General features: G+C 62.3%; 21 protein-coding genes. All 21 read left to right on the top strand.

Annotated features, from left to right (window positions below):
* Positions 1 to 215: 215 nt before the first annotated feature.
* The 21 genes from ABIE35_RS17990 to ABIE35_RS17890 all read left to right on the top strand — a co-directional run bounded on the left by ABIE35_RS17990 (position 216) and on the right by ABIE35_RS17890 (position 22,168).
* Entirely contained in the window at positions 216 to 584 is a 369-nt protein-coding gene (locus tag ABIE35_RS17990) for an SCO2097 family morphological protein (protein ID WP_089594493.1), read from the top strand.
* Between the two features lie 427 nt (positions 585 to 1,011).
* Positions 1,012 to 1,443, top strand: a complete 432-nt coding sequence (mraZ, locus tag ABIE35_RS17985) for a division/cell wall cluster transcriptional repressor MraZ (RefSeq protein WP_026542500.1) — start codon at positions 1,012 to 1,014, stop codon at positions 1,441 to 1,443.
* Between the two features lie 167 nt (positions 1,444 to 1,610).
* Complete coding sequence (gene rsmH / locus ABIE35_RS17980; RefSeq protein WP_354517050.1) at positions 1,611 to 2,609, top strand: 16S rRNA (cytosine(1402)-N(4))-methyltransferase RsmH; 999 nt, start codon at positions 1,611 to 1,613, stop codon at positions 2,607 to 2,609.
* Positions 2,606 to 3,268 (top strand): cell division protein FtsL, encoded by a 663-nt coding sequence (ftsL, locus tag ABIE35_RS17975; protein ID WP_354517048.1) that lies wholly within the window; start codon positions 2,606 to 2,608, stop codon positions 3,266 to 3,268. The genes rsmH and ftsL overlap by 4 nt, the downstream gene beginning before the upstream one ends.
* A 42-nt stretch (positions 3,269 to 3,310) precedes the next feature.
* On the top strand, positions 3,311 to 5,107 hold the full coding sequence (locus tag ABIE35_RS17970; protein ID WP_354517046.1) for a peptidoglycan D,D-transpeptidase FtsI family protein: 1,797 nt from the start codon (positions 3,311 to 3,313) through the stop codon (positions 5,105 to 5,107).
* Between the two features lie 102 nt (positions 5,108 to 5,209).
* Positions 5,210 to 6,847 (top strand): UDP-N-acetylmuramoyl-L-alanyl-D-glutamate--2,6-diaminopimelate ligase, encoded by a 1,638-nt coding sequence (locus ABIE35_RS17965; RefSeq protein WP_354517044.1) that lies wholly within the window; start codon positions 5,210 to 5,212, stop codon positions 6,845 to 6,847.
* Between the two features lie 6 nt (positions 6,848 to 6,853).
* Positions 6,854 to 8,344: a UDP-N-acetylmuramoyl-tripeptide--D-alanyl-D-alanine ligase gene (locus ABIE35_RS17960; RefSeq protein WP_354517042.1), complete on the top strand. Its 1,491-nt coding sequence runs from the start codon at positions 6,854 to 6,856 to the stop codon at positions 8,342 to 8,344.
* Entirely contained in the window at positions 8,341 to 9,450 is a 1,110-nt protein-coding gene (gene mraY, locus ABIE35_RS17955; protein ID WP_089594499.1) for a phospho-N-acetylmuramoyl-pentapeptide-transferase, read from the top strand. Before ABIE35_RS17960 ends, mraY begins: the two co-directional genes overlap by 4 nt.
* Complete coding sequence (gene murD, locus ABIE35_RS17950; RefSeq protein WP_354517040.1) at positions 9,432 to 11,021, top strand: UDP-N-acetylmuramoyl-L-alanine--D-glutamate ligase; 1,590 nt, start codon at positions 9,432 to 9,434, stop codon at positions 11,019 to 11,021. The genes mraY and murD overlap by 19 nt, the downstream gene beginning before the upstream one ends.
* Positions 11,022 to 11,023: 2 nt before the next feature.
* Positions 11,024 to 12,325 carry a putative lipid II flippase FtsW gene (ftsW, locus tag ABIE35_RS17945; protein WP_354517038.1) on the top strand — a complete coding sequence of 434 codons (1,302 nt, stop codon included), beginning with the start codon at positions 11,024 to 11,026 and terminating at the stop codon, positions 12,323 to 12,325.
* A gap of 6 nt (positions 12,326 to 12,331) precedes the next feature.
* Positions 12,332 to 13,450, top strand: coding sequence for an undecaprenyldiphospho-muramoylpentapeptide beta-N-acetylglucosaminyltransferase (gene murG / locus ABIE35_RS17940; RefSeq protein WP_354517037.1), 1,119 nt, complete (start codon positions 12,332 to 12,334; stop codon positions 13,448 to 13,450).
* On the top strand, positions 13,447 to 14,817 hold the full coding sequence (gene murC / locus ABIE35_RS17935; RefSeq protein ID WP_354517035.1) for a UDP-N-acetylmuramate--L-alanine ligase: 1,371 nt from the start codon (positions 13,447 to 13,449) through the stop codon (positions 14,815 to 14,817). The genes murG and murC overlap by 4 nt, the downstream gene beginning before the upstream one ends.
* Positions 14,810 to 15,715, top strand: a complete 906-nt coding sequence (locus ABIE35_RS17930) for a cell division protein FtsQ/DivIB (RefSeq protein WP_354517033.1) — start codon at positions 14,810 to 14,812, stop codon at positions 15,713 to 15,715. The genes murC and ABIE35_RS17930 overlap by 8 nt, the downstream gene beginning before the upstream one ends.
* Positions 15,716 to 15,932: 217 nt before the next feature.
* Positions 15,933 to 17,153 (top strand): cell division protein FtsZ, encoded by a 1,221-nt coding sequence (ftsZ, locus tag ABIE35_RS17925; protein ID WP_354517031.1) that lies wholly within the window; start codon positions 15,933 to 15,935, stop codon positions 17,151 to 17,153.
* A 25-nt stretch (positions 17,154 to 17,178) separates the two neighbouring features.
* On the top strand, positions 17,179 to 17,904 hold the full coding sequence (locus tag ABIE35_RS17920; RefSeq protein WP_354517030.1) for a purine nucleoside phosphorylase YfiH/LACC1 family protein: 726 nt from the start codon (positions 17,179 to 17,181) through the stop codon (positions 17,902 to 17,904).
* Positions 17,897 to 18,655 (top strand): YggS family pyridoxal phosphate-dependent enzyme, encoded by a 759-nt coding sequence (locus ABIE35_RS17915; RefSeq protein ID WP_354517028.1) that lies wholly within the window; start codon positions 17,897 to 17,899, stop codon positions 18,653 to 18,655. Before ABIE35_RS17920 ends, ABIE35_RS17915 begins: the two co-directional genes overlap by 8 nt.
* A gap of 85 nt (positions 18,656 to 18,740) precedes the next feature.
* Positions 18,741 to 19,277, top strand: a complete 537-nt coding sequence (locus tag ABIE35_RS17910; RefSeq protein WP_354517026.1) for a cell division protein SepF — start codon at positions 18,741 to 18,743, stop codon at positions 19,275 to 19,277.
* A 106-nt stretch (positions 19,278 to 19,383) separates the two neighbouring features.
* Positions 19,384 to 19,671, top strand: coding sequence for a YggT family protein (locus ABIE35_RS17905; protein WP_354517025.1), 288 nt, complete (start codon positions 19,384 to 19,386; stop codon positions 19,669 to 19,671).
* Positions 19,672 to 19,827: 156 nt separating this feature from the next.
* Positions 19,828 to 20,526: a DivIVA domain-containing protein gene (locus tag ABIE35_RS17900; protein WP_172325758.1), complete on the top strand. Its 699-nt coding sequence runs from the start codon at positions 19,828 to 19,830 to the stop codon at positions 20,524 to 20,526.
* 99 nt (positions 20,527 to 20,625) lie between these two features.
* Positions 20,626 to 21,249 carry a signal peptidase II gene (gene lspA, locus ABIE35_RS17895; protein ID WP_354517023.1) on the top strand — a complete coding sequence of 208 codons (624 nt, stop codon included), beginning with the start codon at positions 20,626 to 20,628 and terminating at the stop codon, positions 21,247 to 21,249.
* A complete protein-coding gene (locus ABIE35_RS17890; protein ID WP_354517021.1) occupies positions 21,242 to 22,168 on the top strand; it encodes an RluA family pseudouridine synthase in 927 nt (308 codons plus the stop codon). Before lspA ends, ABIE35_RS17890 begins: the two co-directional genes overlap by 8 nt.
* Positions 22,169 to 22,217: the final 49 nt, after the last annotated feature.

Raw genomic sequence — 22,217 nt, 5'->3', positions numbered from 1 at the left:
GGCTCCGGGCGTCTTTCAGAACGGCGTCGGACAAACTATCCTATTTATTACAGAGATTTAGATCGTCTGGACAAACTGTTTCCTGAACAGTCGGCCCTGAGATGCCCGCTGAACCACGAGGGAATTTTGGGAACGATTTTCTTGGTCCGATCGTTTTGGAAACAGACGCACAGAATGCGTTATGTCCAGACGCTGGCTGACTAAAGGAGGTCGCGATGCCCCTCTCGGAGCACGAACAGAAGCTGCTTGAGCAACTGGAAAAGCAACTTCATGAGGACGATCCGAAGTTCGCCAGCACCATGGGCTCGGATCCCATTCGCAGTTGGTCAACCCGGCATGTGATTATCGGCGTGCTCGGCGCCATTGCCGGCATCCTCCTCCTGCTCGTGGGAGTGTCGATGCAGGCGATACCGGTCGGTGTCCTCGGCTTCGTCGTCATGGGTGCTGGCGTTTACTTCGCCACGCTGCGCGGAGCAGCCTTTGGCAAAGCCGGCAAAGGCAAGCCCGCAAAGGGCAAACCCAAGAGTTCCTTCATGAGCAGTTTGGAAGAGCGCTGGGACGAGCGGCGCCGAGACGATTCCTGAGCGTTCGTTCCTCTCTCCACGACCGGCAGTGCAGGCCACCCTGCTTGACGCGCGCCCCTAAGAATCCAAAGGGGATAACGAAAGACCCGCAAATCGCGGGTCTTTTTGCGTTTAAGGAGTTGTGGCGGCCTCCTCCACTTCCCGCCCTGTCTCCACTTTCCACCACCCACCACCTCCAAGCTGCGTAGATGTCCCCTGGGCTCCCTGTTGGGAACAGGCGCGCCGAACCTATGGGATCGTCAGCCCTCCACTTTCCGCCACGGTCCCGAAAACCGCGCAGTTTCGGTCATCTTAAAACTCAAGGTGGTGGAGAAACGCCCCTTGTTGCGTTGACTGTGGGGCTTTGTGGAGTAAAGTGGAGCACATAAGAGGGTAGTGGCAGTGTTGGGAATGAACGGGCACCTTAACTGAGGGGCGGTGGGGCCAGATGTTTCTGGGCACTCACTCGCCGCGTCTCGATGAAAAGGGCCGGATCATCCTTCCCGCCAAGTTCCGTGAGGAGCTTGCGGAGGGGTTGGTCCTCACAAGGGGCCAGGAACGCTGCATCTACGTCTTCAGCCAGAAAGAATTCGAACGCATTCACGAATCGATGCGGGAGGCACCACTGTCTTCCAAGCAGGCCCGTGACTACATTCGCGTTTTCCTGTCTGGAGCCTCTGATGAAGTACCTGACAAGCAGGGGCGCGTGACGATTCCGCCGGCGCTCCGGGCGTATGCAGGCCTCGGTAGGGAACTAGCCGTGATCGGTGCCGGTACCCGGGCGGAGATCTGGGATGCCGAAGCCTGGAATGAGTACCTCAATGAGAAGGAAGCAGCCTTCTCGGAAACGGATGACGACAATCTGCCCGGCTTTATCTAACCGGTCGGAGGAAGCAGCATTACCGCTTCTTGAATGGGATCTCCAGCCGCCCATCGAATAGTCTTCCTGGCTCACCTTCCCCTGAGCCAGGCCGGCGAAACGATAGGCGCGGATGGGGATCCGATTCAAGAAACAACAGGCAAGCGATTGAGGAAAGAGGAGGCAGCGTGGAAGAGCAGGACGCGGCAAAGCCCACATCAGAGCGCCACGTACCCGTCCTCAAAGACCGCTGCATTAACCTCCTCGCCCCCGGCTTCGAAGTTGCAAGGGAACGTGGCGCGACCCCCGTCGCCATCGATGCGACCCTGGGCATGGGAGGTCACTCAGAGGCGATGCTGCAGCGTTTTCCGGACCTGCACCTGGTAGGCATCGACCGCGACGAGGAAGCACTTGCCTTGGCTGGCGCCCGCCTGGAACCCTTTGCGAACCGGACCGACCTGGTTCACGCCGTCTACGACGAAATCGAAGACGTCTTGGCAGACCTTGGCATCCCCGAGGTTCATGGCATCCTCATGGACCTGGGTGTGTCTTCCCTGCAGCTGGATGAGCGCGAGCGTGGTTTCGCCTACTCCTACGACGCCCCCCTGGACATGCGGATGGACACCAGCCGCGGCCAGACGGCTGCCGATGTAGTCAACAACTACAGCGAAGACGAGCTGGTACGCATCATCCGTAAATGGGGCGAAGAGAAGTTTGCTGGGCGAATCGCCAACAGGATCGTGAATGCACGGGCTGGGAAGCCCTTCGCGACCACCGGTGAACTGGTGGAACAGATCCGCAGTGTAGTCCCCGCCGCAGCCGCGAAGAGCGGTGGCCACCCCGCCAAACGCACGTTCCAGGCGCTGCGGATTGAGGTCAACGAGGAATTGGATGTTCTGGAACGGGCCGTTCCTGCAGCCGTGGCCGCTACGGCCATGGGGGGCCGGATTGTAGTGATGTCGTATCACTCGCTGGAGGACAAAATCGTGAAGTCGGTTTTCCAGGCAGGATCCAAATCCTCAGCCCCACTTGGGTTCCCCGTTGAACTTGAAGAACACAAACCCGAACTGAAGACCATCACCAAGGGCACGGAAGTGCCCACGGCAGCAGAAATCGCTGAGAACCCCCGCGCGGCGTCCGCCCGGTTGAGGGCAGTAGAGCGCATCAAACCAAGGAGAGACGCATGAGCAACGCCGCAGCGAAGACACTGCCCTCCGTGGTGGGCAACACCGCCCGTGCCCTCCCCGCTCCTGCCGGTAAGCCCGACGCCGGACGCAAGGCCCGCACTCCGCTCTCCCTGGTGCGAAACGCTCCGGGCAAACGCCGGACACCTTTTGTTGTCCTCTGCTTCGTGGCCATGGCGGCTGCCCTCCTGACCGTACTTGTTTTGAACATTTCAGTGTCCACGGCCCAGTACCAGTTGGTGCAGCTCAAGGCGGAGGCAGCCACGCTGAACAAGGAAAACCAGGACCTGACACAGAAGAAGCAGAATTTCGAAGCTCCCCAGAATCTGGCAGCAAAGGCTGCAGAATTGGGAATGGTTCCTTCCACCGTCAAGGGACAGATCGACCTGAATACGATGACCGTCACCGGAAAGGCAACGCCGGCAGTTAAGGGAGATGCTCCCTTGGCCCAGCTTGCTCCTCCGGCCGTGGCGGGCATGCTGGACGTGGTTCCCTCGGTGACAACCAAGGATCCGCTGGAGAACCTCAAGCCGGTAGCACCGGTGGCTCCGCCCACTCCGGCGGCTCCTGCTGAAGCTCCGGCGTCCCCGGCAGCCACGCCTCCGGTTGAACTCAATGGGGGATCAGTCCCGGCCCCCCAGCAGAAGGCACCCGGGCAGTAACCCATCAGTCCACTGAAGCTAGGCCAGCAGCAAGGAATCAACGTGGCTCAGAACCCCGGCACATCGAAAAAAACGAAGACGCCGGCGGCAAAAAAGCGGCTGCGTGTTGGTCTTGGCATCATGCTGACCCTGCTCTTGGTTGTGGGTGGAAAGCTCTTCATGGTCCAGGGCCTGGACATGGGAGGAATGGCCGAAGCCGCGCTGGCGAAACGTCTCACACCCCAGGTCCTACCGGCAGAACGCGGACAGATTCTGGACGCGAACGGAACTGTGCTGGCCAGCAGCGTGATCCGCTACAACCTGGTGGTCGACCAGGTCTTGAATACGAACACAGCCACGTTCAAGCGCTACAACGAGAAGACCGACGAGATCGAGACCGTTTCCAGGGACCAGGGCATCTCGGAGCTTGCTACGCTCCTGGGCTCCGACGTGGGGAAGATCCGTGAGGCGCTGACCGGTGACAAGAAGTACTTCGTGGTTGCCAAGGACATTAAGCCTGAACTTGAAGACCGCATCTCCAAACTGAACATCCCCGGAGTGGTCCCTGAAGGCGTCAGCAAGCGCGTGTACCCCAACGGCAGTGTTGCCGGTGGCGTGGTGGGTTTCCTCCAGGACGGGACCACGGGGCAAGCAGGCATCGAGCAAACCCAGGACGAGATCCTTCGCGGTGTTGAAGGCAAGCGGGTCTTTGAGATCGGCGCTGACGGCCTGAGGATTCCGGTTGCCACCGATGAACTGACTCCGGCCGTGGATGGCAGCGACGTCAAGCTGACCATCAACACCGATATCCAGTACTTCGCACAGCAGGCCATCCAAAGCCAAGTGGACAAGATGAACGCCGAATGGGGGTCCATCATTGTGATGGACACCAAGACCGGCAACCTGGTGGCCTTGGCTGATACCAACGCCCCGGATCCCAATGACCCGGGCAAAGTCGACGCCAAGGATCGGGGCGTACGCTCCGTGACGGCTGCCTACGAACCTGGGTCCGTGCAGAAGATGATCACCGCAGCAGCTGTCATCGAGGAGGGCAAATCCTTCCCTCTGGATCACTACACCATTCCAACGGCGTACACCATCGACGGACAGACGTTTACGGACGCCTTTGAGCACGGCACGGAGGAACGCACCCTGGCGGGCATCCTGGGGTGGTCCATGAATACTGGAACCGTCATGGCCGGCAGCAGGTTGACCAAGGAACAGCGCTACGACTGGCTGAAGAAGTTCGGCATTGGGGAGCAAACGGACATCGGCTTGCCGGCTGAGGCCACGGGCATCCTCGCCAAGCCTGAGCAGTGGGACGAACGGCAGCAATACACGGTGCTGTTCGGCCAAGGCGTTTCCCAATCCACGCTCCAGACAGTCCGGGCGTTCCAGAGTATCGCCAACGACGGCGTGATGCTGCAGCCCAGGCTTATAGACAGCTACGTCACCCCCGAGGGGGAGGAACAGAAGGTTGCAGCCAAGGATTCGCGCCAGGTGGTGTCCAAGGAGACCGCGCAGCAGGTCCGGGACATTCTGGAGAGCGCCGTGACCGAGGGGCAGATCAAGGACGCGGCCATCGACGGCTACCGGGTTGGTGCAAAGACGGGAACGTCCCAGGCGCCCCGTGAAGACGGTTTGCCCGGCTTCGACGGCTATACCGCCTCGATGGTGGGCATGGCACCGATGGATGACCCCCGTTTCATCGTCGAAGTGGTCCTGCAGCGTCCCAAGGGAAATATCTACGGCGTCACCAACGGGCCGGTGTTCCGATCAGTGATGGCGCAGGTCCTGCGGACCTATAACGTGGCACCGTCCACGGGAACTCCCGCGCGCCTGCCCCAGTTCGTCAAGTAAGCTTCTTGGGCGTCTGTTTCGGCCAAAATTCGATCCACCACTAACGGCCCGGGCGCCGCTGGCCCCAAGCCGGTCGTTCCACGAGCACCAACGGAGAACTACGTGTCAGAGCACAATGAGGCAGCCACCAACGTCACGACGCCGGATGCAGGCCGGTCCGGCTTCCGCCCCGGGTCCGTGGCAGCGGTGCCTTTGGCCACCATCGCGGAGGTCCTTGGTGTTGCCGCCCCGGAGAATATCCATGACGGAGGAGTAACGGGCATTACGCTCAACTCCAGGGCCGTGGAACCCGGCGATCTCTACATGGCTTTGCCGGGAGCTTCGCGCCACGGTGCCGACTTTGTTCCCCAGGCAGTCGAAGCCGGTGCAGTCGCGGTGGTGACGGACGACGCCGGGGCACGCCAGCTTGCGCTGGCCGGCGAACAGCCCGTACCTGTCCTGGTCATTGACGAGCCACGCACGGCTGTGGGTCCTCTGGCCGCACTGATCTACCGAAGCCAGCCCTCCGAGGGGGGTTATCCAACGCTCTTCGGTGTCACCGGAACCAACGGCAAGACGACCACCACGTACTTCATCAATTCGCTGCTGCGGGCCCTGGGCAAGAAGCCGGGGCTCATTGGCACCATCGAGATCCTGGCGGGTGGCGAACCGATCCCCAGCCTGCTGACGACGCCTGAGTCCACGGACGTCCATGCTCTCTTGGCGTTGATGCGGGAACGTGGCCTGGAGGCTGCGTCCATGGAAGTCTCATCCCATGCGATCTCCTTCCGGCGTGTGGATGGGGTGATGTTCGACGTCGCAGGCTTTACCAACCTCACACAGGACCACCTGGACCTGCACGGGAGCATGGAAGAGTATTTCCGCACCAAGGCAGACCTTTTCACTACAGGAAGGGCCCGGCACGCCGTTGTGACTGTGGACGACGAGTGGGGACGGAAGCTCGTGGAGTTGGCAGATATTCCTGTCACAACGCTCTCTGCCAAGGATTCCACTGCAGAAGCTGATTGGCAGGTAGCAGCGATCGCCGCCCGCGGGCTCGGCTCGGAATTCGAACTACGGCACGTCGATGGACGCATCCTGCGCGTCCATACAGGTCTGCCCGGGGACTTCAACGTGGCCAATGCAGCGCTGGCCGCCATCATGGTCCTGGCGTCCGGCGTCGATGAACAGGATCTGCAGGCTGCGTTGGATGCCCACGACCCTTTTTCCGTTGGTGTTCCCGGACGAATGCAGTTGGTGTCAACTGAACCGGCGGCCGTTGTTGATTTTGCCCACAATCCCGACGCCCTGGCGCGCGCCCTTGAAGCCGTGCGTTCCCCCCAGGAGGGGTCCCGCGTCATTGTGGTCTTCGGCGCCACTGGCCAGCGCGATCAAGGCAAGCGGCCCACCATGGGCGCTATTGCCGCGCGCTTGGCTGACGTGGTGATTGTCAGCGATGACGACCCCCATGACGAAGATGCCGCCTCGATCCGCGCCGAGGTCCTGCAAGGCGCCCACGCGGCACGCGATACAGAGGGACTGTCCAGCGAGATCATTGAGTCTTACCCCAGGGACGCGGCGATCCGGCTGGCAGTGGAGATGGCCACTGTCAACGACACCATCCTGATCGCCGGACGTGGCCACGAGGTGTGGCAAGAGGTCAAAGGCGTGAACCTGGCTCTGGACGACAGGGTTGAATTGCGCGCCGCCTTGACATCCAAGGGATTCAGCGTTTCAACGGACCAGCGGATAGAGTCCTAAACCGAGATGATTGCACTTACTGCGGCGGAGATCGCCGACATCACCCATGGCCGATTGACCGGAGCTACGGACGTCGTGCCCACCTCCGTCGTCACTGATTCACGGGAGGCGACTCCCGGTTCCCTGTATGTGGCCAAACCGGGCGAGCACGCCGACGGACACGACTACGTTGATGCTGCGTTCGAGCGCGGCGCCGTCCTGGTTCTGGCGGAACGTGAAGTGACCGATGCCGCCGGAAGCCCCCTCCCCGCCGTCGTGGTTGATGACGCGGTTCTGGCCATGGGCGCGTTGGCAGCGGAGAGCGTCCGACGCATCCGGGCCGAACGTGCTCAACGAGGTGAGGACTTTACCGTCATCGGCATCACGGGCTCGGCAGGCAAAACCACCACCAAGGACCTCCTCGCCGGAGTGCTTTCGGGGGCCGGCAAGACGGTGGCCCCGCAGGGTTCCTACAACGGAGAGGTTGGCGTGCCGCTGACGGTTTTCGCCGCTGACGCCGATACCCGCTACTTGGTCATCGAAATGGGCGCCACCGGCCTGGGCCACATCAAGTACCTCGCCGACATGGTCAAACCGGACATCGGTGTTGTGCTGGTGGTTGGCACGGCCCACGCAGGTGAGTTTGGCGGCGTCGAAAATATCGCTAAAACCAAGGGCGAACTCGTCGAAGCCCTCGGGGAGCACGGCACAGCGGTAATAAACCTGGACGATGGCCGTGTTGCCGCCATGCGCAGCCGGACGAAGGCCAAGGTCTTGGGCTTCACGTCGTCACCGGCTACCACCGAGGAAGTCGAGGCCCGCAACGTGGTGGTCAACGGCCACGGCTTCCCCGAGTTTGATCTTGTACTGCCCGACGGCGGGCCTGCCGTCGAGGTGCGGAGCCGTCTGATCGGTGGTCACCATGTGACCAATCTTTTGGCCGCCGCGGCAGCTGCGTTTGCCGCAGGCATCCCGGCAGCTGCCATTGCTGCCTCCCTTAGCTCACAGTCTGCGGCCAGCCGCTGGCGGATGGAGCGGACGGAACGTGCGGACGGCGTGACCATCATCAACGACGCCTACAACGCCAATCCCGAATCGATGCGGGCAGCGCTGCGGACCCTGGCGGACCTTGGGCAAGGCAGGAGGACCTGGGCGGTCCTTGGGGCCATGCTCGAGCTGGGGGAGGACTCAATCCGCGAGCACACCGCCGTGGGCACGCAGGTGGTCCGCTTGAACATTTCACGCCTGGTGGTGGTGGGACGCGAAGCACGTGCACTCTACGTCTCAGCCATCCAGGAAGGATCCTGGGGTGACGAATGTTCGTTCACCGAGACTGTGGAAGAAGCCTATGAGCTCCTTCAGAACGAGCTCGAACCCGGTGATCTGGTGCTGTTCAAATCCTCCAACGGCGTGGGGCTGCGGCATTTGGGTGATCGGATAGCATTACCTCCACGGGCCGAGCCCACCGGAGACAACGCGGCTGAAGCGGCCGCAAGCGAAGGGAACGAGCTGCTGTGATTGCACTTTTGATCGGCGCCGGCGTCGCCCTTCTGGTGGCCCTCATTGGGACACCCCTGTTCATCAAGTTCCTGGTGGCCAAGAGCTACGGGCAATTCATCCGGGACGACGGTCCGACGTCGCACCACACCAAGCGCGGAACGCCCACCATGGGCGGAACCGTAGTGGTGGCGGCCGTCCTCATCAGCTACTTCGTGACCCACCTGATCATGTGGATGATGAACCCGCGCTCCCCGGGACCATCCGCGTCCGGGCTCCTGCTGTTGTTCCTCATGGTGGGCATGGGCTTTGTTGGTTTCCTGGATGACTACATCAAGATTTCGAACAAGCGGAGCCTGGGCCTGAATGCCCGCGCCAAGCTGATCCTCCAGGCTGCGGTGGGAATCATCTTCGCGGTCCTGGTCCTGCAGTTCCCCAATGAGGACGGTTTGCGCCCGGCATCCACCCAGATCTCCCTGGTGCGGGACATCCCTTGGCTGGACCTCGCTTTTGGGGGAACCGTGCTCGGTGCGATCCTCTTTATCGTGTGGTCCAACCTGATCATCACTGCGGCCACGAACGGCGTGAACCTGACCGACGGGCTGGACGGTCTGGCGGCGGGCGCTTCCATCATGGTCTTCGGGGCGTACACCATCATGGGAATCTGGCAGAACAACCAAGCCTGCGGATCGCCGCGTGAAGCGGGCAGTGGCTGTTACCAGGTCCGGGACCCCATGGACCTTGCCCTGCTGGCAGCCATCCTCAGTGCAGCCCTGGTGGGCTTCCTGTGGTGGAACACGTCGCCGGCCAAGATCTTCATGGGGGACACGGGGTCCCTGGCGATCGGCGGCGCCGTTGCAGCCTTCGCCATCCTGTCCCGCACTGAACTGCTGCTGGCCTTTATCGGTGGGCTCTTTGTCCTGATCACCCTTTCGGTGATCATCCAGGTGGGCTTCTTTAAGCTCAGCGGCGGCAAACGTGTCTTCAAGATGGCCCCGCTCCAGCACCATTTCGAACTGAAGGGCTGGGCGGAAGTTACCGTAGTGGTCCGTTTCTGGATCCTCGCCGGTCTCTTCGTGGCCGCCGGCCTCGGAATTTTCTACGCTGAATGGGTGGTACTGCTGTGAATGGAAGCCCGGAGACAACGCCGTCCGCCACGGACAGGCTCAAGGGACTTACCAGCTGGGACGCTGACTGGAGCGGCCTGCGGGTGGTGGTTACGGGAATCGGCGTGTCCGGCTTCTCGGCAGCTGACACCCTGATCGAGCTTGGAGCAAAAGTTGTGGTGGTTGACGCGGCCACCACCCCCAAAGCCAAAGCCCAGGCAGACACCCTGAAAATTGTTGGCGCGGTGGACGTTTTGCTGGGCGAAGACGCCGTCAGCGCCTTGCCGTTGATCGATGACTCGTTGCCTGAGCTGGTTGTTACTTCGCCGGGATGGCGGCCCGACCAAGCGCTGTTGGCTGCTGCCAAGCGCAAGCACATCCCCGTTTGGGGCGATGTTGAGCTGGCGTGGCGCCTCCGGGTCCGCGAAGGACGCAAGACGGCGGATTGGCTCACCATTACCGGCACCAACGGCAAGACCACCACCGTGGGCATGACCGAGTCCATGCTGCAGGCGGCGGGACTTAAGGCCATCGCCGTAGGCAACGTGGGAACGCCCATCCTTGATGCGCTCCGGGATCCGGTGGACTATGACGCCTTTGCCGTCGAGCTCTCCAGCTTCCAACTCCACTGGAGCCATTCCCTGTCACCAGTGGCCAGCGTATGCCTCAACGTCGCTGAAGACCACGTGGACTGGCACGGATCGTATGCCTCCTACCTAGCGGACAAGGCCAAGGTGTACGAGAACACCCAGAAGGCGGCCGTCTACAACGCGGAGCAAATCGAAACCGAACGCATGGTGGAAAACGCCGATGTGGTGGAGGGGTGCCGCGCCATCGGCTTTACTACCAACACGCCTGCCATCAGCATGCTGGGCGTAGTGGACGGTTTGCTGGTCGACCGCGCCTTCATTGCCGAACGCAAGGACTCGGCAGCGGAGTTGGCCGCGATGTCAGACCTCGGACCCGTGGCGCCGCGGCACATGGTAGCCAATGCACTGGCTGCTGCGGCGTTGGTGCGCGCCTACGGCATTGAGCCGGCAGCGGTAAGGCAGGGCCTGGTCAACTACCTGCCCGGCGCCCACCGGATCCAGGTGGTGGCCAAGCAGAACGAGGTTCTTTGGATCAACGACTCCAAAGCCACCAACCCCCATGCCGCTTCCGCCGCCTTGTCTTCCTTCCAGCAGGTTGTGTGGATCGCGGGAGGTCTGTCCAAGGGAGTCAACTATGACGACCTGGTCAAAGAACATGCACCCCGGCTGAAAGCTGTTGTGCTGATCGGTACCGATACGGAAGCGCTGGAAGGCTCCCTCCAACGACACGCACCCGATGTCCCCGTGATAGCGCAGGCGAAGGGCGACACTGAAGAGGTGCAGACCGTAGCCGGCAACGCCGCTTCGCCTATCTACGGCGAGGCCATCATGGCCCAGGCCGTGGCGTCGGCGGCCCAACTGGCCATGCCTGGGGACACCGTCCTGATGGCACCCGCGGCTGCATCCATGGATCAGTTCTCTTCCTACGCTCACCGCGGCGATGCTTTCGTCCAGGCAGTTCGCGAGCTTGTGGAAGGGCAGGCACCGACCACCGAGGAGTAACAATGGTCAGCACGCCCACCCGCACCCGCGGCAAGGACCCACGGGACGGGAAACCCAAGGCTCCGGCCACGCCGGGTAAGAAGCCTTCCGGGCTCCGCGGACACCTGCGCAACTTTTGGGAAAGCCTTGAAGGCAAGGACAAGACGCCCAACAGTTCCACGTATTACCTCATCCTGGGCTGTGCTCTGGCGCTCACTGCCATCGGAATCATGATGGTGTTGTCCGCTTCAAGTGTCGAGGCGATCTCCGAGGGCAAATCGCCCTACGCGGATGCCTTGAAGCAGGCAATGTTCGGGGTCCTCGGCGCGGCCGCCATGTACGTCATCTCGCGCACGAACGTGAACTGGATGAAGAGGTTGTCCTGGTGGGCCCTCGGCGGCGTGGTGGCGCTCCTGGTCCTGGTCCAGGTCATGGGTAACACCGTTAACGGCAACAAGAACTGGATTGACATTGGCGGTGTGACCCTCCAGCCTTCGGAGATGGCCAAACTGGTCCTGTGCGTCTGGATTGCGGCAGTGCTGGCCCGCAAGCAAAAGCTCCTCCATCGCTGGTGGCACGTCATCATCCCGGTAGTTCCCGGAGCAGGCCTGGTGATTGCCTTGGTGATGGTCGGTAATGACCTCGGTACCGTGATTGTCATCGCAGCCATCACAGCCGCAGGACTCTACTTCGCTGGAGTGCCGGGAAAGATGCTGGCCATCGCCGGAGCAGTTGGTGCAGTGGGCGCCGTCCTGGGAACCATCAGCAGTGCGAACCGCATCTGCCGCATCACCTCGTGGCTGGGCACGGCGTCAGCCTCATGTACAGAAAACTTCGACTTCGACTTCCAGTCCACCAACGGCATGTACGGCTTGGCGCAGGGAAGCTGGACCGGGCTGGGCCTCGGCCAAAGCCGGCAGAAGTACAACTGGCTTCCTGAAGCCCACAATGACTTCATCTTCGCCATCATTGGTGAAGAGCTTGGACTTGTTGGAACCCTTGTGGTATTGGTGTTGTTCGCGATCCTCGGCATCGCTATTTTCCGGGTGGTAGTCAGGCAAACAGATCCCTTCCAGCGAACGCTGGCAGGTGGGATCATGGTGTGGCTCCTGGGCCAGGCCAGCATGAACATGGCAGTCGTGACGCAGCTCCTCCCGGTGGTCGGCGTGCCGCTCCCTTTCATCTCCTACGGCGGCTCGGCCCTGGTGATGTCTCTCTGTGGCGTGGGCGTAGTGTTGTCCTTGGCTCGAGGCCAACTGCCGCCGCAGCAGCGCCCCCGGTTCCTGCCGCGCCGTTCTCCGAAAACCGCACGAAAGCGTACATAGCCCTTCATGACTCCTGACTCCCGCAACGCGTCCAAGCCTTTATCCGTCGTCCTTGCAGGCGGCGGTACTGCCGGGCATGTGAGCCCGCTGCTTGCCATCGCCGATGCCATCAAGGACAAGCGTCCGGAGGCTTCCATCCTGGCTGTCGGCACGCCGTCGGGCATGGAAACGCGGCTCATCCCGGCAGCTGGCTACGATCTCGCCACCATTGACCGGGTTCCGTTCCCGCGGCGGCCCTCTGTTGACCTGATCAAGCTTCCGGGCCGGTTGCTGGCCGCAGTCTCCCAGGCCGGCCGGATCCTGAAGGATGCCAACGCCGACGTCCTGGTGGGTGTGGGCGGTTATGTCTGCACCCCGATGTACCTGGCCGCCCGTAAACTCGGCATCCCTGTGGTGATCCACGAGGCCAACATGAAGGCCGGTTTGGCCAACCGTGTGGGAGCCCGGTTCAGCAATCATGTCGCAGTGGCCTTCTCCGGCACCCGGTTGCGGGGCGCCCGTCATGTTGGCATGCCCATGCGCCGTGCCATTTCCGGGCTGCACCGGGCAACGGCTGCGCCTGCCGCCAAGGAGGCCCTGGGCTTTGACCCGAACCGTCCCGCGTTGATCGTCACAGGCGGCTCCTCGGGCGCAATGAGCATCAACCGTTCCATCGCTGCCGCCTTGCCGGCGTTGGCGGCCAACGGAATCCAGACCCTGCACATCACCGGCAACGGGAAAGCCGTCCTCAACGACCACGGCGGCCTGCTGGCAGCTGAGGGATATCGCCAGGTTGAGTATGTGGACGGGATGGAGAACGTCTACGCAGCGGCCGATGTCCTTCTGGCACGCGCCGGCGCGGGAACGGTCAGCGAAGTGGCGGCGGTGGGAGTTCCGGCCGTGTTTGTGCCGCTACCCATCGGCAACGGGGAACAGGCACTGAATGCTGCCCCGTTGGTGGATGCAGGCGGGGCGCTCCTCGTTGAGGACAAAGACCTCAGCCCGGAATGGCTTGAGAGAGAACTCATTCCGCTGCTCTCGGACCACAGCCGGCTCGTCGACATGGCGCGCAAATCCGAAGCCCTTGGTATAAGAAACGCCGATCAGCTCATGGCTGATCTTGTCTTGGAAGCGGTATCCGCATGACCACCAGCATCGCCCCTCTCGAGTCCTTGGGCCGCGTCCACTTCATTGGCATCGGCGGCGTGGGAATGTCCGCCGTCGCACGCATTATGGTGGCCCGCGGGGTCCCCGTCAGTGGTACCGATGCCAAAGACCTTCCGGTCATGCATGACCTCTCCTCGGCAGGGGCGCGCATCGCTGTGGGATACCACCAAGGCAACCTGGCAGACGCCCAGACGATCGTGGCCGGCTCGGCCATCCGCGACGACAATCCGGAACTCGCCGCGGCGAGGGCAGCCGGGTTGCCGGTGTTGCACCGTTCCGAAGCTTTGGCAGCCACCATGGCCGGCCATCGCGTGGTGACAGTGGCGGGTACGCATGGCAAGTCCACCACTACCTCCATGATTGCCGTCCTGCTCAAGAAAGCGGGCGTTGACCCTACCTTTGCCATTGGGGCCAACGTCCCGGCGTTGGGAGTGAACGCAGCCCACGGGACTTCGGACATCTTTGTTGCCGAGGCGGACGAGTCCGATGGTTCCTTCCTCAACTACCGGCCGCTGATCGCCGTAGTGACCAACGTCGAGGCAGACCACCTGGACCACTATGGAACACCGGAAGCGGTCTTCGCTTCCTTTGACAACTTCGCCGCGCTCCTTCCTGCTGACGGCGTCCTCCTGGCCTGCGCCGACGACGCCGGCGCCCGCGCCCTGGCCGAGCGCACAGCATCGCAAGGGACCACGCGGGTACTGACATACGGGACCTCGGACGACGCCGACGTCCGGCTTTTCGACGGCGGCCCAGGTGACGTTTCGGTGGCTATCGGGGACACTGTCCACCGGGTCGAATTGCAGGTTCCTGGCCGTCACAACGCCCTGAACGCGGCAGCCGCGTTCGCGGTCGCCGTCGAACTTGGTGTGGAACCGGCAGCTGCTGCCGCAGCGCTGGGCCATTTCACCGGAGCCTCGCGGAGGTTTGAGTTGAAAGGCCAGGGGAGGGGAGTGCGGGTCTACGATGATTACGCCCATCACCCTACGGAGGTTCGCGCTGCCTTGTCGGCGGCCCGTTCGGTAGCAGGCGGCAACAAAGTGCACGTCCTGTTCCAGCCGCACCTGTTTTCCCGTACGCGCGAATTTGCCAAGGAGTTCGCCGCAGCGTTGGACACAGCAGATACTGCCTTGATCCTGGATATCTACCCTGCCCGCGAGGATCCAATTCCCGGTGTCACCAGTGACTTGATCGTCGATCAGCTGGCCACGGGCCGGCTGGTGGCGGCCAGCGAAGCAGTGGACGCCCTGGCAGCCGTCGCCCACGACGGCGACGTCGTCCTGACTGTGGGCGCTGGAGACGTCACTGCCTATGGGCCAGTGATTGTGGAGGCGTTGGGTGGCTAGCACCCGCAAGCCGACCTACAGGCCGGGAACGGAACCCCGGCCGGGCACCTCGCGGCCGGGCAGCGGGTCCGACCGCGTCATCAGCGCGCAACGCTCCATTGAGCCGGAGGATAATTCCGTCGCGGCCCCACCTCCAGCGGCTACCGGCAAATCGGCCAACTCCACCGCGTCACCGGACAACGTCATTGTCTTTCCGGAGCCGAAACGACGGCGCCAGCGGAGGCTGGTGATGTGGACGCTGTCCATCGTGGCAGCTGTTGTGGCGGCCCTGATCGCCGGAGCGGTCTTCTCGCCGGCGCTGGCGGTCAGGACGATCACGGTGGACGGCACCACGCTGCTGACTCCGGAGGCAGTGCAGAAAGCTCTTTCGGGCCTCGAAGGAAAACCGCTGCCCCAGGTGGGTGAACAAGAGATCAACGAGCTCTTGAAGCCATTGGTGCAGGTTCGCTCGGCGACGATGGAGGCGCGGCCGCCGTCGGAGTTGCTGGTCCATGTCAATGAGCGCGTTCCTGTTGCCTTGCTGAAGCAGGGAGACTCCTACGTGATGGTTGATGTGGACGGAGTGCAGCTTGGGGCTACCAAGGACCAGTCAGCGGTGGCGCTGCCCTTGATCGATGCCGGGGCCGGAGCCACGAACACGGAGTTGTTCAAGGCCATTGCGGCCGTCCTGGACACCCTGCCCGCCGATGTCCGGGCCAAAATGTCCACGGCTTCGGCCGCCTCCCCGGACGCCGTGGAACTGAAATTGGTGGACGGAAAGACGGTAGTGTGGGGCAATGCCGAGGACAGGGAACTGAAGGCGAAGGCACTTGAAGCGCTGCTGAAGATGCCTGCGGACCCGAAGGTTCAAGTGAAGGTCTACGACGTCAGCGTTCCCCGGCATCCATTCACAAAATAAGCAGTTTTGAGAACGTAACCTACGGCTGACGGTGGCCTTATTTCGCGGCAATCACACGACACGCGCAAGCGGAGATTGCATGTGCGAAGCATAGGAAATACCGTCGCAGTAGAGTTACTTGACATAACTATAACCTTCAACTAGAGGGTTAAGGTCCAAGGATTCAACGTTGGACTCGATCAGTTTCGCTATAGGACACAAGCAAGGGGCACGAAACGTGGCAGCACCGCAGAATTACTTGGCCGTCATCAAGGTCGTCGGCATCGGCGGCGGTGGCGTGAACGCAGTCAACCGCATGATCGAGGTGGGCCTCCGGGGCGTCGAGTTCATCGCGATCAACACTGACGCGCAGGCGCTGCTCATGAGCGACGCCGACGTCAAGCTTGACGTTGGACGTGAACTCACGCGTGGCCTGGGCGCCGGCGCGAACCCCGAGGTAGGCAAGCAGGCCGCCGAAGACCACGCCGACGAGATCGAAGAAGTTCTCCGCGGTGCTGACATGGTCTTCGTGACCGCCGGTGAAGGCGGTGGCACCGGAACCGGTGGCGCCCCCGTGGTGGCACGTATCGCCCGCTCGCTGGGCGCACTGACCATCGGTGTGGTGACGCGTCCGTTCACCTTTGAAGGCCGCCGTCGTGCAGGTTCGGCTGAGGCCGGCATCGACGCCCTGCGTGACGAAGTCGACACCCTGATTGTCATCCCCAACGACCGCCTCCTGTCCATCAGCGATCGCAACGTCTCCGTCCTGGACGCCTTCCGTTCCGCGGACCAGGTGCTCCTCTCCGGTGTCCAGGGCATCACGGACCTCATCACCACCCCCGGTCTGATCAACCTCGACTTCGCCGACGTCAAGTCCGTCATGCAGGGCGCGGGCTCGGCCCTGATGGGTATTGGATCCGCCCGCGGCGAAGACCGCGCGGTCAAGGCTGCCGAGCTGGCCATTGCCTCGCCCCTCCTGGAAGCTTCCATCGACGGCGCCCATGGCGTCCTGCTCTCCATTCAGGGTGGATCGGACCTGGGTCTCTTCGAAATCAACGAGGCCGCCCGTTTGGTTCAGGAAGTGGCACACCCCGAGGCCAACATCATCTTCGGCGCAGTTATTGACGACGCTTTGGGCGATGAAGCTCGCGTGACTGTCATTGCGGCAGGCTTCGATGACGTGAAGGCGACCTCGCCTTCCATGGACCAGTCGCGTCCGGCGCAGAACCCCGTCCCCTCGGATCGTCCCGCTGCCCCGAGCAGCGCCCCGTCGAGCGCCGCTGCACCGCAGCACGCAACGGCCGGAATCGGTGCCGCAGGCTTGAGCAACTGGGGCCAGCAGCGTCCGTCGGCACTTCCCGCCGACTCAGGCTTCGATGTCGATCTCCCGTCCGTAGTGGAGCCTGATCTTTCGGGCAGCCGTTCCGACGACCTCGACGTCCCCGACTTCCTGAAGTAAGCCGCGTTCGGAGAGTCCATTCCTGGTGTTCTGGTGGCGCAATGAAGTTCGGCCCGGCGTATCTGTAGCTTTCACGGATACAGGCGCCGGGAACCTTGCTCTCCACGTGGGAGATGACCCCGCCGAGGTCCTGGCGCGCCGCGTTCAGGTTGAACAGGCCGCCGGACTGGAAGCCGGTAAATTCCAGTACATGGATCAGGTCCATGGCAACACTGTGGCGTTCATTGATGTCCACGGGGCAGGGCCCACTGCCGACGCCATGGTTTCAGCCGACGCCGCTTCCGGCACTGCCTCCAGCCGTGCCGTGCAGCCGCTGGCGGTCATGGTGGCCGACTGCGTACCTGTGGTCTTCGTGGGGAGCGGTTCCGCCACCGATCCTGTGATTGCAGTGGCCCATGCCGGGCGCCCCGGTGTGGCTTCCGCGGTTGTCCCCGCAACTGTCGAGGAAATGCGCAAGCACGGTGCACAGGACATCCGTGCCTGGCTGGGCCCTTCCATCTGCGGGTCCTGCTACGAGGTACCCGCCGGGTTACGGGACGAGGTCGCGGCCCGTGTTCCTGCCACCTGGGCCACCACGTCCTGGGGCACGCCCTCCCTGGACCTCCCTGCCGGCGTCAGGGCCCAGCTGGAAGCCATGGATGTCACCGTGGAGTATTCGGGGGAGTGCACGCTGGAGCACAATTCACTTTTCTCATACCGCCGGGACTCCCGGACGGGTCGATTTGCAGGTTTGGTGTGGACGCATGATTAGCCTTGGTCGCGACGACGAAAAGGGCGATGGCCTGACGGGCGATGCCCGGACTGCCGAACTCTCCCACCGGCTTGACGCGGTGAGGCGCCGGATTGAAACGGCTGTCGCAGCTGCCGGACGGATTGACCCGCCACGGCTGATCGTGGTGACCAAATTCCATCCCGCAGACGATGTACGCCGGCTGGCGGCACTGGGAGTGACCGATGTTGGAGAGAACCGTGACCAGGAAGCGTCCGCCAAAAGCGCCGGTCTTCCCGACGTAGACGTCCAATGGCATTTCATTGGGCAACTCCAAAGCAACAAGGCCAAATCAGTCGTCAAATATGCTGCGTCGGTTCAGTCGATCGACAGGCTCCAGGTTGTGGACGCCCTGGCCAAGGCCGTTGCGCGGGAACAGGATGCTACTGGGCGCGGCGACCTCGACTGTTTCATCCAGGTTGATTTGGATGACGACGCCGGTGCCCACCGTGGAGGCGCAAGCCCCTCGGACATCGGGGTGCTGGCCGACAGGATCGAATCGGCTCCCGGCCTGCAGTTGTCCGGGCTCATGGCAGTAGCGCCGTTGGGAGCGGATCCGGAGGCGGCGTTCGAGCAACTTGCCGGTATTTCGGAGGCACTCCGGGCGACTTATCCAGCTGCCACACGGATATCGGCGGGGATGAGCCAGGACCTCGAAGCGGCAGTGAAATTCGGGGCGACACACCTGAGAATAGGCTCCGATATTCTCGGTTCCCGTCCAGCCGTGGGGTAGCGTCAAAGTATTGGAATGACGGGCCGGGGTTCCAATATGTCACGTCATGGCGGCCCGCCTACTGCAGAAACGATAGGAGTGCACCATGGCTGGCGCTCTGCGCAAGACAATGATCTATCTTGGGCTCGCCGACGGCGATGAACACTACGAATCTGAGCAGGCCGTCGCCTCGCACCACGACGAAGAACGCCCCCAGTCGCAGGAACGGGAAGAGCGCAGGGCGCCTGCTCCGGTCCGGGAAGTTGTCCGTGAAATGCCCACTGTAGATGCCGAAGAGGAATACCGCGCACCCGTGACACCCATCAAGCGTGCGGCCTCCAGCCGCGAAGATACCTCTGGCCTGAGGCAGATCACCACCGTTCACCCCCGTTCCTACAATGACGCCAAGATCATCGGTGAGAGCTTCAGGGATGGCATTCCCGTCATTATGAACGTCACCGACATGGGTGAAGCCGACGCCAAGCGCCTCGTGGACTTCTCCGCCGGCCTGGTGTTTGGCCTCCACGGCAGCATCGAGAGGGTGACCAACAAAGTCTTCCTGTTGTCGCCGTCGTATGTTGAAGTCATCGGAGATGACAAAAAGGCCAGCGAAACCCAAGCCAGCTTCTTCAACCAGAGCTGACATCGATCTTTTGCGGATGCCAGGCGGGTCAACCTGCCTGGCATCTGTGTTGCAATAGTAGGGACCGATCCGCATTCCGGAACAAGTGGGAGATCTGAGCTAACTCGTGGGCATTGTTTTCGGCCTTATCTATATTGTGTTGTTGCTGTTCTTCATCGCCCTGATCATCCGGCTCATCTACGAATGGGTCCAGATGTTTGCCCGTCAGTGGCGGCCACGGGGTGTGGCGTTGGTTACAGCGCACGTGGTCTACTCCGTGACGGACCCTCCGCTGGGGAGGCTCCGGAGGCTGATACCGCCACTCCAGTTGGGCGGAATCTCCTTGGATTTGGGCTTCCTGATCCTGATTATTGCCGTCAGTATTGCCATGGCGGTAACCAGCAGCCTGGCGTAGCTGCTCCGCGGAACCCGGACCACCGATGGTTCAAAGGCCGCAAATTCGCCAATTCAACACGATGGTGTTGAATTGGAGGAACCAGATGATATTTAGGTACCGTAGTTTTGAACGGCCGGAAGGCCTACTGACTAACTAGACCAACGAGGTGACCAGATGGCTTTGACGCCAGAAGACGTTGTCAACAAGCGCTTTCAGCCGACCAAGTTCCGCGAAGGCTACGACCAGGACGAGGTAGATGACTTCCTCGACGAGATCGTGGTGGAACTTCGCCGCTTGAACCAGGAAAATGACGAACTTCGCAAGAAGCTCGGCGAAGCCGGTTCGGCAGTGCCTGCTGCAGCTGCTGCGGCACCGGTGGTTGAGAAGGTTCCGGCCCCCGTCAAGGTCGACAAGGAAGCTGAAGCCAAGGCAGAAGCCGAAGCCAAGGCTGCTGAAGCTGCCAAGAAGAAGGAAGCCGAGCAGGCTGCAGCCGCTGCTGCCGCTGCCAAGGCTCCCGCTGCGAACAACACCGTCACGCCCTCCGCTGAATCTGCTGCGGGTCTGCTGGCCATGGCCCAGCAGATGCACGACAAGCACGTCTCCGATGGTGCACAGCAGAAGGAAAAGATCATTGCCGAGGCTCAGATCGAGGCTTCCAGCCTCGTCAACGACGCCCAGGAGAAGTCCCGCAAGATCCTCGGTGCCCTGGAGCAGCAGCGCTCCGTCCTTGAGCGCAAGGTTGAGCAGCTTCGTGGCTTTGAGCGCGACTACCGTTCACGCCTGAAGGCCTACATCGAAGGCCAGCTGCGCGACCTGGACGCCCGTGGTTCCGTTGCTGCCCCCGAGGTCGGCGAAGCAACCGCAGACGTTTAGCAAGTATTCTGAAAGCCGGTGGCTGAGGACTCCTCGGCCACCGGCTTTTGCTGTTAAAGCCCATGACAGTGCCCGCCACGCTTCCCGAATGAAAGCACTATGACCGACTTCACCGATGACGCCCCGCAGCCGGCGCCCGCCGCCCGCCGCAAGTGGCGCCCGGCCATGCTCTGGCTGTTTGCCGGCTTCGCCGTGTTTGCCTACACCTTTGACCAGCTCACCAAGCTTTGGGTGACCAGCACCATGACGGAGGGCGAACGGATCCCCGTTCTTCCCCCCTTGCTGCACTGGTACTACATCCGGAATTCGGGTGCTGCTTTTTCCATCGGCGAGAACGTAACGTGGATCTTCACGATTGTCATGGCCGTCGTATCCGTGGCGATCCTCTTCCAGCTGCGGCGTCTGGGATCAGCCTGGTGGGCCCTGTCTCTGGGCCTGCTGCTCGGGGGAGCGTTGGGCAACCTCACTGACCGCTTGTTCCGGGAACCGTCGTTTGCGATGGGACATGTGGTGGATTTCATCCAGCTCCCCAACTTTGCCATTTTCAACATCGCAGACTCAGCCGTGGTGTCCGGCGTCGTCATCATCTGCCTCCTGACGCTTCGCGGCATCGGCATGGATGGGACGCGTCAGACGTCTGCTCCCAAGCCGTCTGGTGGTGAGCGTCCCGCCAATGATGCCAAGCCGGCAGGCGGTTCCACCGGGGAGCCTGCCGGTGAGTAGCGCCGTAGTGGTGCCCGACGAACTGGCAGGAGTGCGGGCTGACGCAGGCTTGGCCCAGTTGCTAGACATCTCCCGTTCCGCGGCGGCGCTGCTGATCGCTGAAGGCAACGTCACAGTAGGTGGCGTGGCAGTGGGCAAGTCGGCAAAATTGGCCGCCGGCTCAGTGCTGAATGTCACCGTCCCGGATCGGCGGGATCCCTTGGAAGTGGTGGAGGAAGTTGTGGAAGGCCTGAAAATCCTGCTGGACGACGACGAGTTCGTTGTCATCGACAAACCGGTGGGGGTCGCGGCCCATCCTTCACCCGGTTGGGTGGGACCCACTGTAGTGGGAGGTCTTGCCGGTGCCGGGTACAGGATTTCGACGTCCGGTGCGCCCGAGCGTGCAGGGATCGTCCACAGGCTCGACGTCGGTACGTCGGGTGTGATGGTAGTGGCCAAGACTGAACACGCTTACACCGTGCTGAAGCGCGCTTTCAAGGAACGCACCGTGGAGAAGGTCTACCACGCGGTGGTCCAGGGACTGCCTGACCCGCTGGAGGGCACCATCGATGCCCCGATTGGCCGCCACCCCGGCCACGACTGGCGTTTCGCAGTGATCGAGGACGGCCGGCCATCAGTGACCCACTACGAGGTGTTGGAAGCCTTCGGCAAGGCAACCTTGGTGGAAGTGCACCTGGAGACCGGCCGGACGCATCAGATCCGCGTGCACTTTTCGGCCTTGCGTCACCCGTGTGCCGGAGATCTCACCTACGGTGCGGATCCCCGTCTCGCAGCCACCCTGGGATTGACCCGCCAGTGGCTGCATGCCCGGCAGCTTGGCTTCACCCATCCACGGACCGGGGAATGGGTGGAAGTCAGCAGCGAGTATCCGGCGGACCTCCAGTACGCCTTGGATCTGCTCGCCACCGGCTCAGCGTAGGGCACCGCCGGCAGGGGATCCCTGCCCCGCACGGGCCGGGACGGTAGAC

The organism is Paenarthrobacter sp. 4246 (genome assembly GCF_040546855.1).
In the GTDB taxonomy this organism is placed as follows: Bacteria; Actinomycetota; Actinomycetes; order Actinomycetales; family Micrococcaceae; genus Arthrobacter.
The sequence above is the reverse complement of the archived record's forward strand: the minus strand, read 5'-3'. Positions and strand labels throughout refer to the sequence as shown.

Bases quoted from the DNA above. Each gene is read 5' to 3' on its own strand.
- ABIE35_RS17960 (WP_354517042.1), top strand. From the start codon at position 6,854: ATGATTGCACTTACTGCGGCGGAGATCGCCGACATCACCCATGGCCGA.
- ftsL (WP_354517048.1), top strand. From the start codon at position 2,606: ATGAGCAACGCCGCAGCGAAGACACTGCCCTCCGTGGTGGGCAACACC.
- ABIE35_RS17990 (WP_089594493.1), top strand. From the start codon at position 216: ATGCCCCTCTCGGAGCACGAACAGAAGCTGCTTGAGCAACTGGAAAAG.
- ABIE35_RS17900 (WP_172325758.1), top strand. From the start codon at position 19,828: ATGGCTTTGACGCCAGAAGACGTTGTCAACAAGCGCTTTCAGCCGACC.
- mraZ (WP_026542500.1), top strand. From the start codon at position 1,012: ATGTTTCTGGGCACTCACTCGCCGCGTCTCGATGAAAAGGGCCGGATC.
- murG (WP_354517037.1), top strand. From the start codon at position 12,332: ATGACTCCTGACTCCCGCAACGCGTCCAAGCCTTTATCCGTCGTCCTT.
- ABIE35_RS17915 (WP_354517028.1), top strand. From the start codon at position 17,897: ATGATTAGCCTTGGTCGCGACGACGAAAAGGGCGATGGCCTGACGGGC.
- ABIE35_RS17910 (WP_354517026.1), top strand. From the start codon at position 18,741: ATGGCTGGCGCTCTGCGCAAGACAATGATCTATCTTGGGCTCGCCGAC.
- lspA (WP_354517023.1), top strand. From the start codon at position 20,626: ATGACCGACTTCACCGATGACGCCCCGCAGCCGGCGCCCGCCGCCCGC.
- murC (WP_354517035.1), top strand. From the start codon at position 13,447: ATGACCACCAGCATCGCCCCTCTCGAGTCCTTGGGCCGCGTCCACTTC.
- ftsW (WP_354517038.1), top strand. From the start codon at position 11,024: ATGGTCAGCACGCCCACCCGCACCCGCGGCAAGGACCCACGGGACGGG.
- murD (WP_354517040.1), top strand. From the start codon at position 9,432: ATGGGTGGTACTGCTGTGAATGGAAGCCCGGAGACAACGCCGTCCGCC.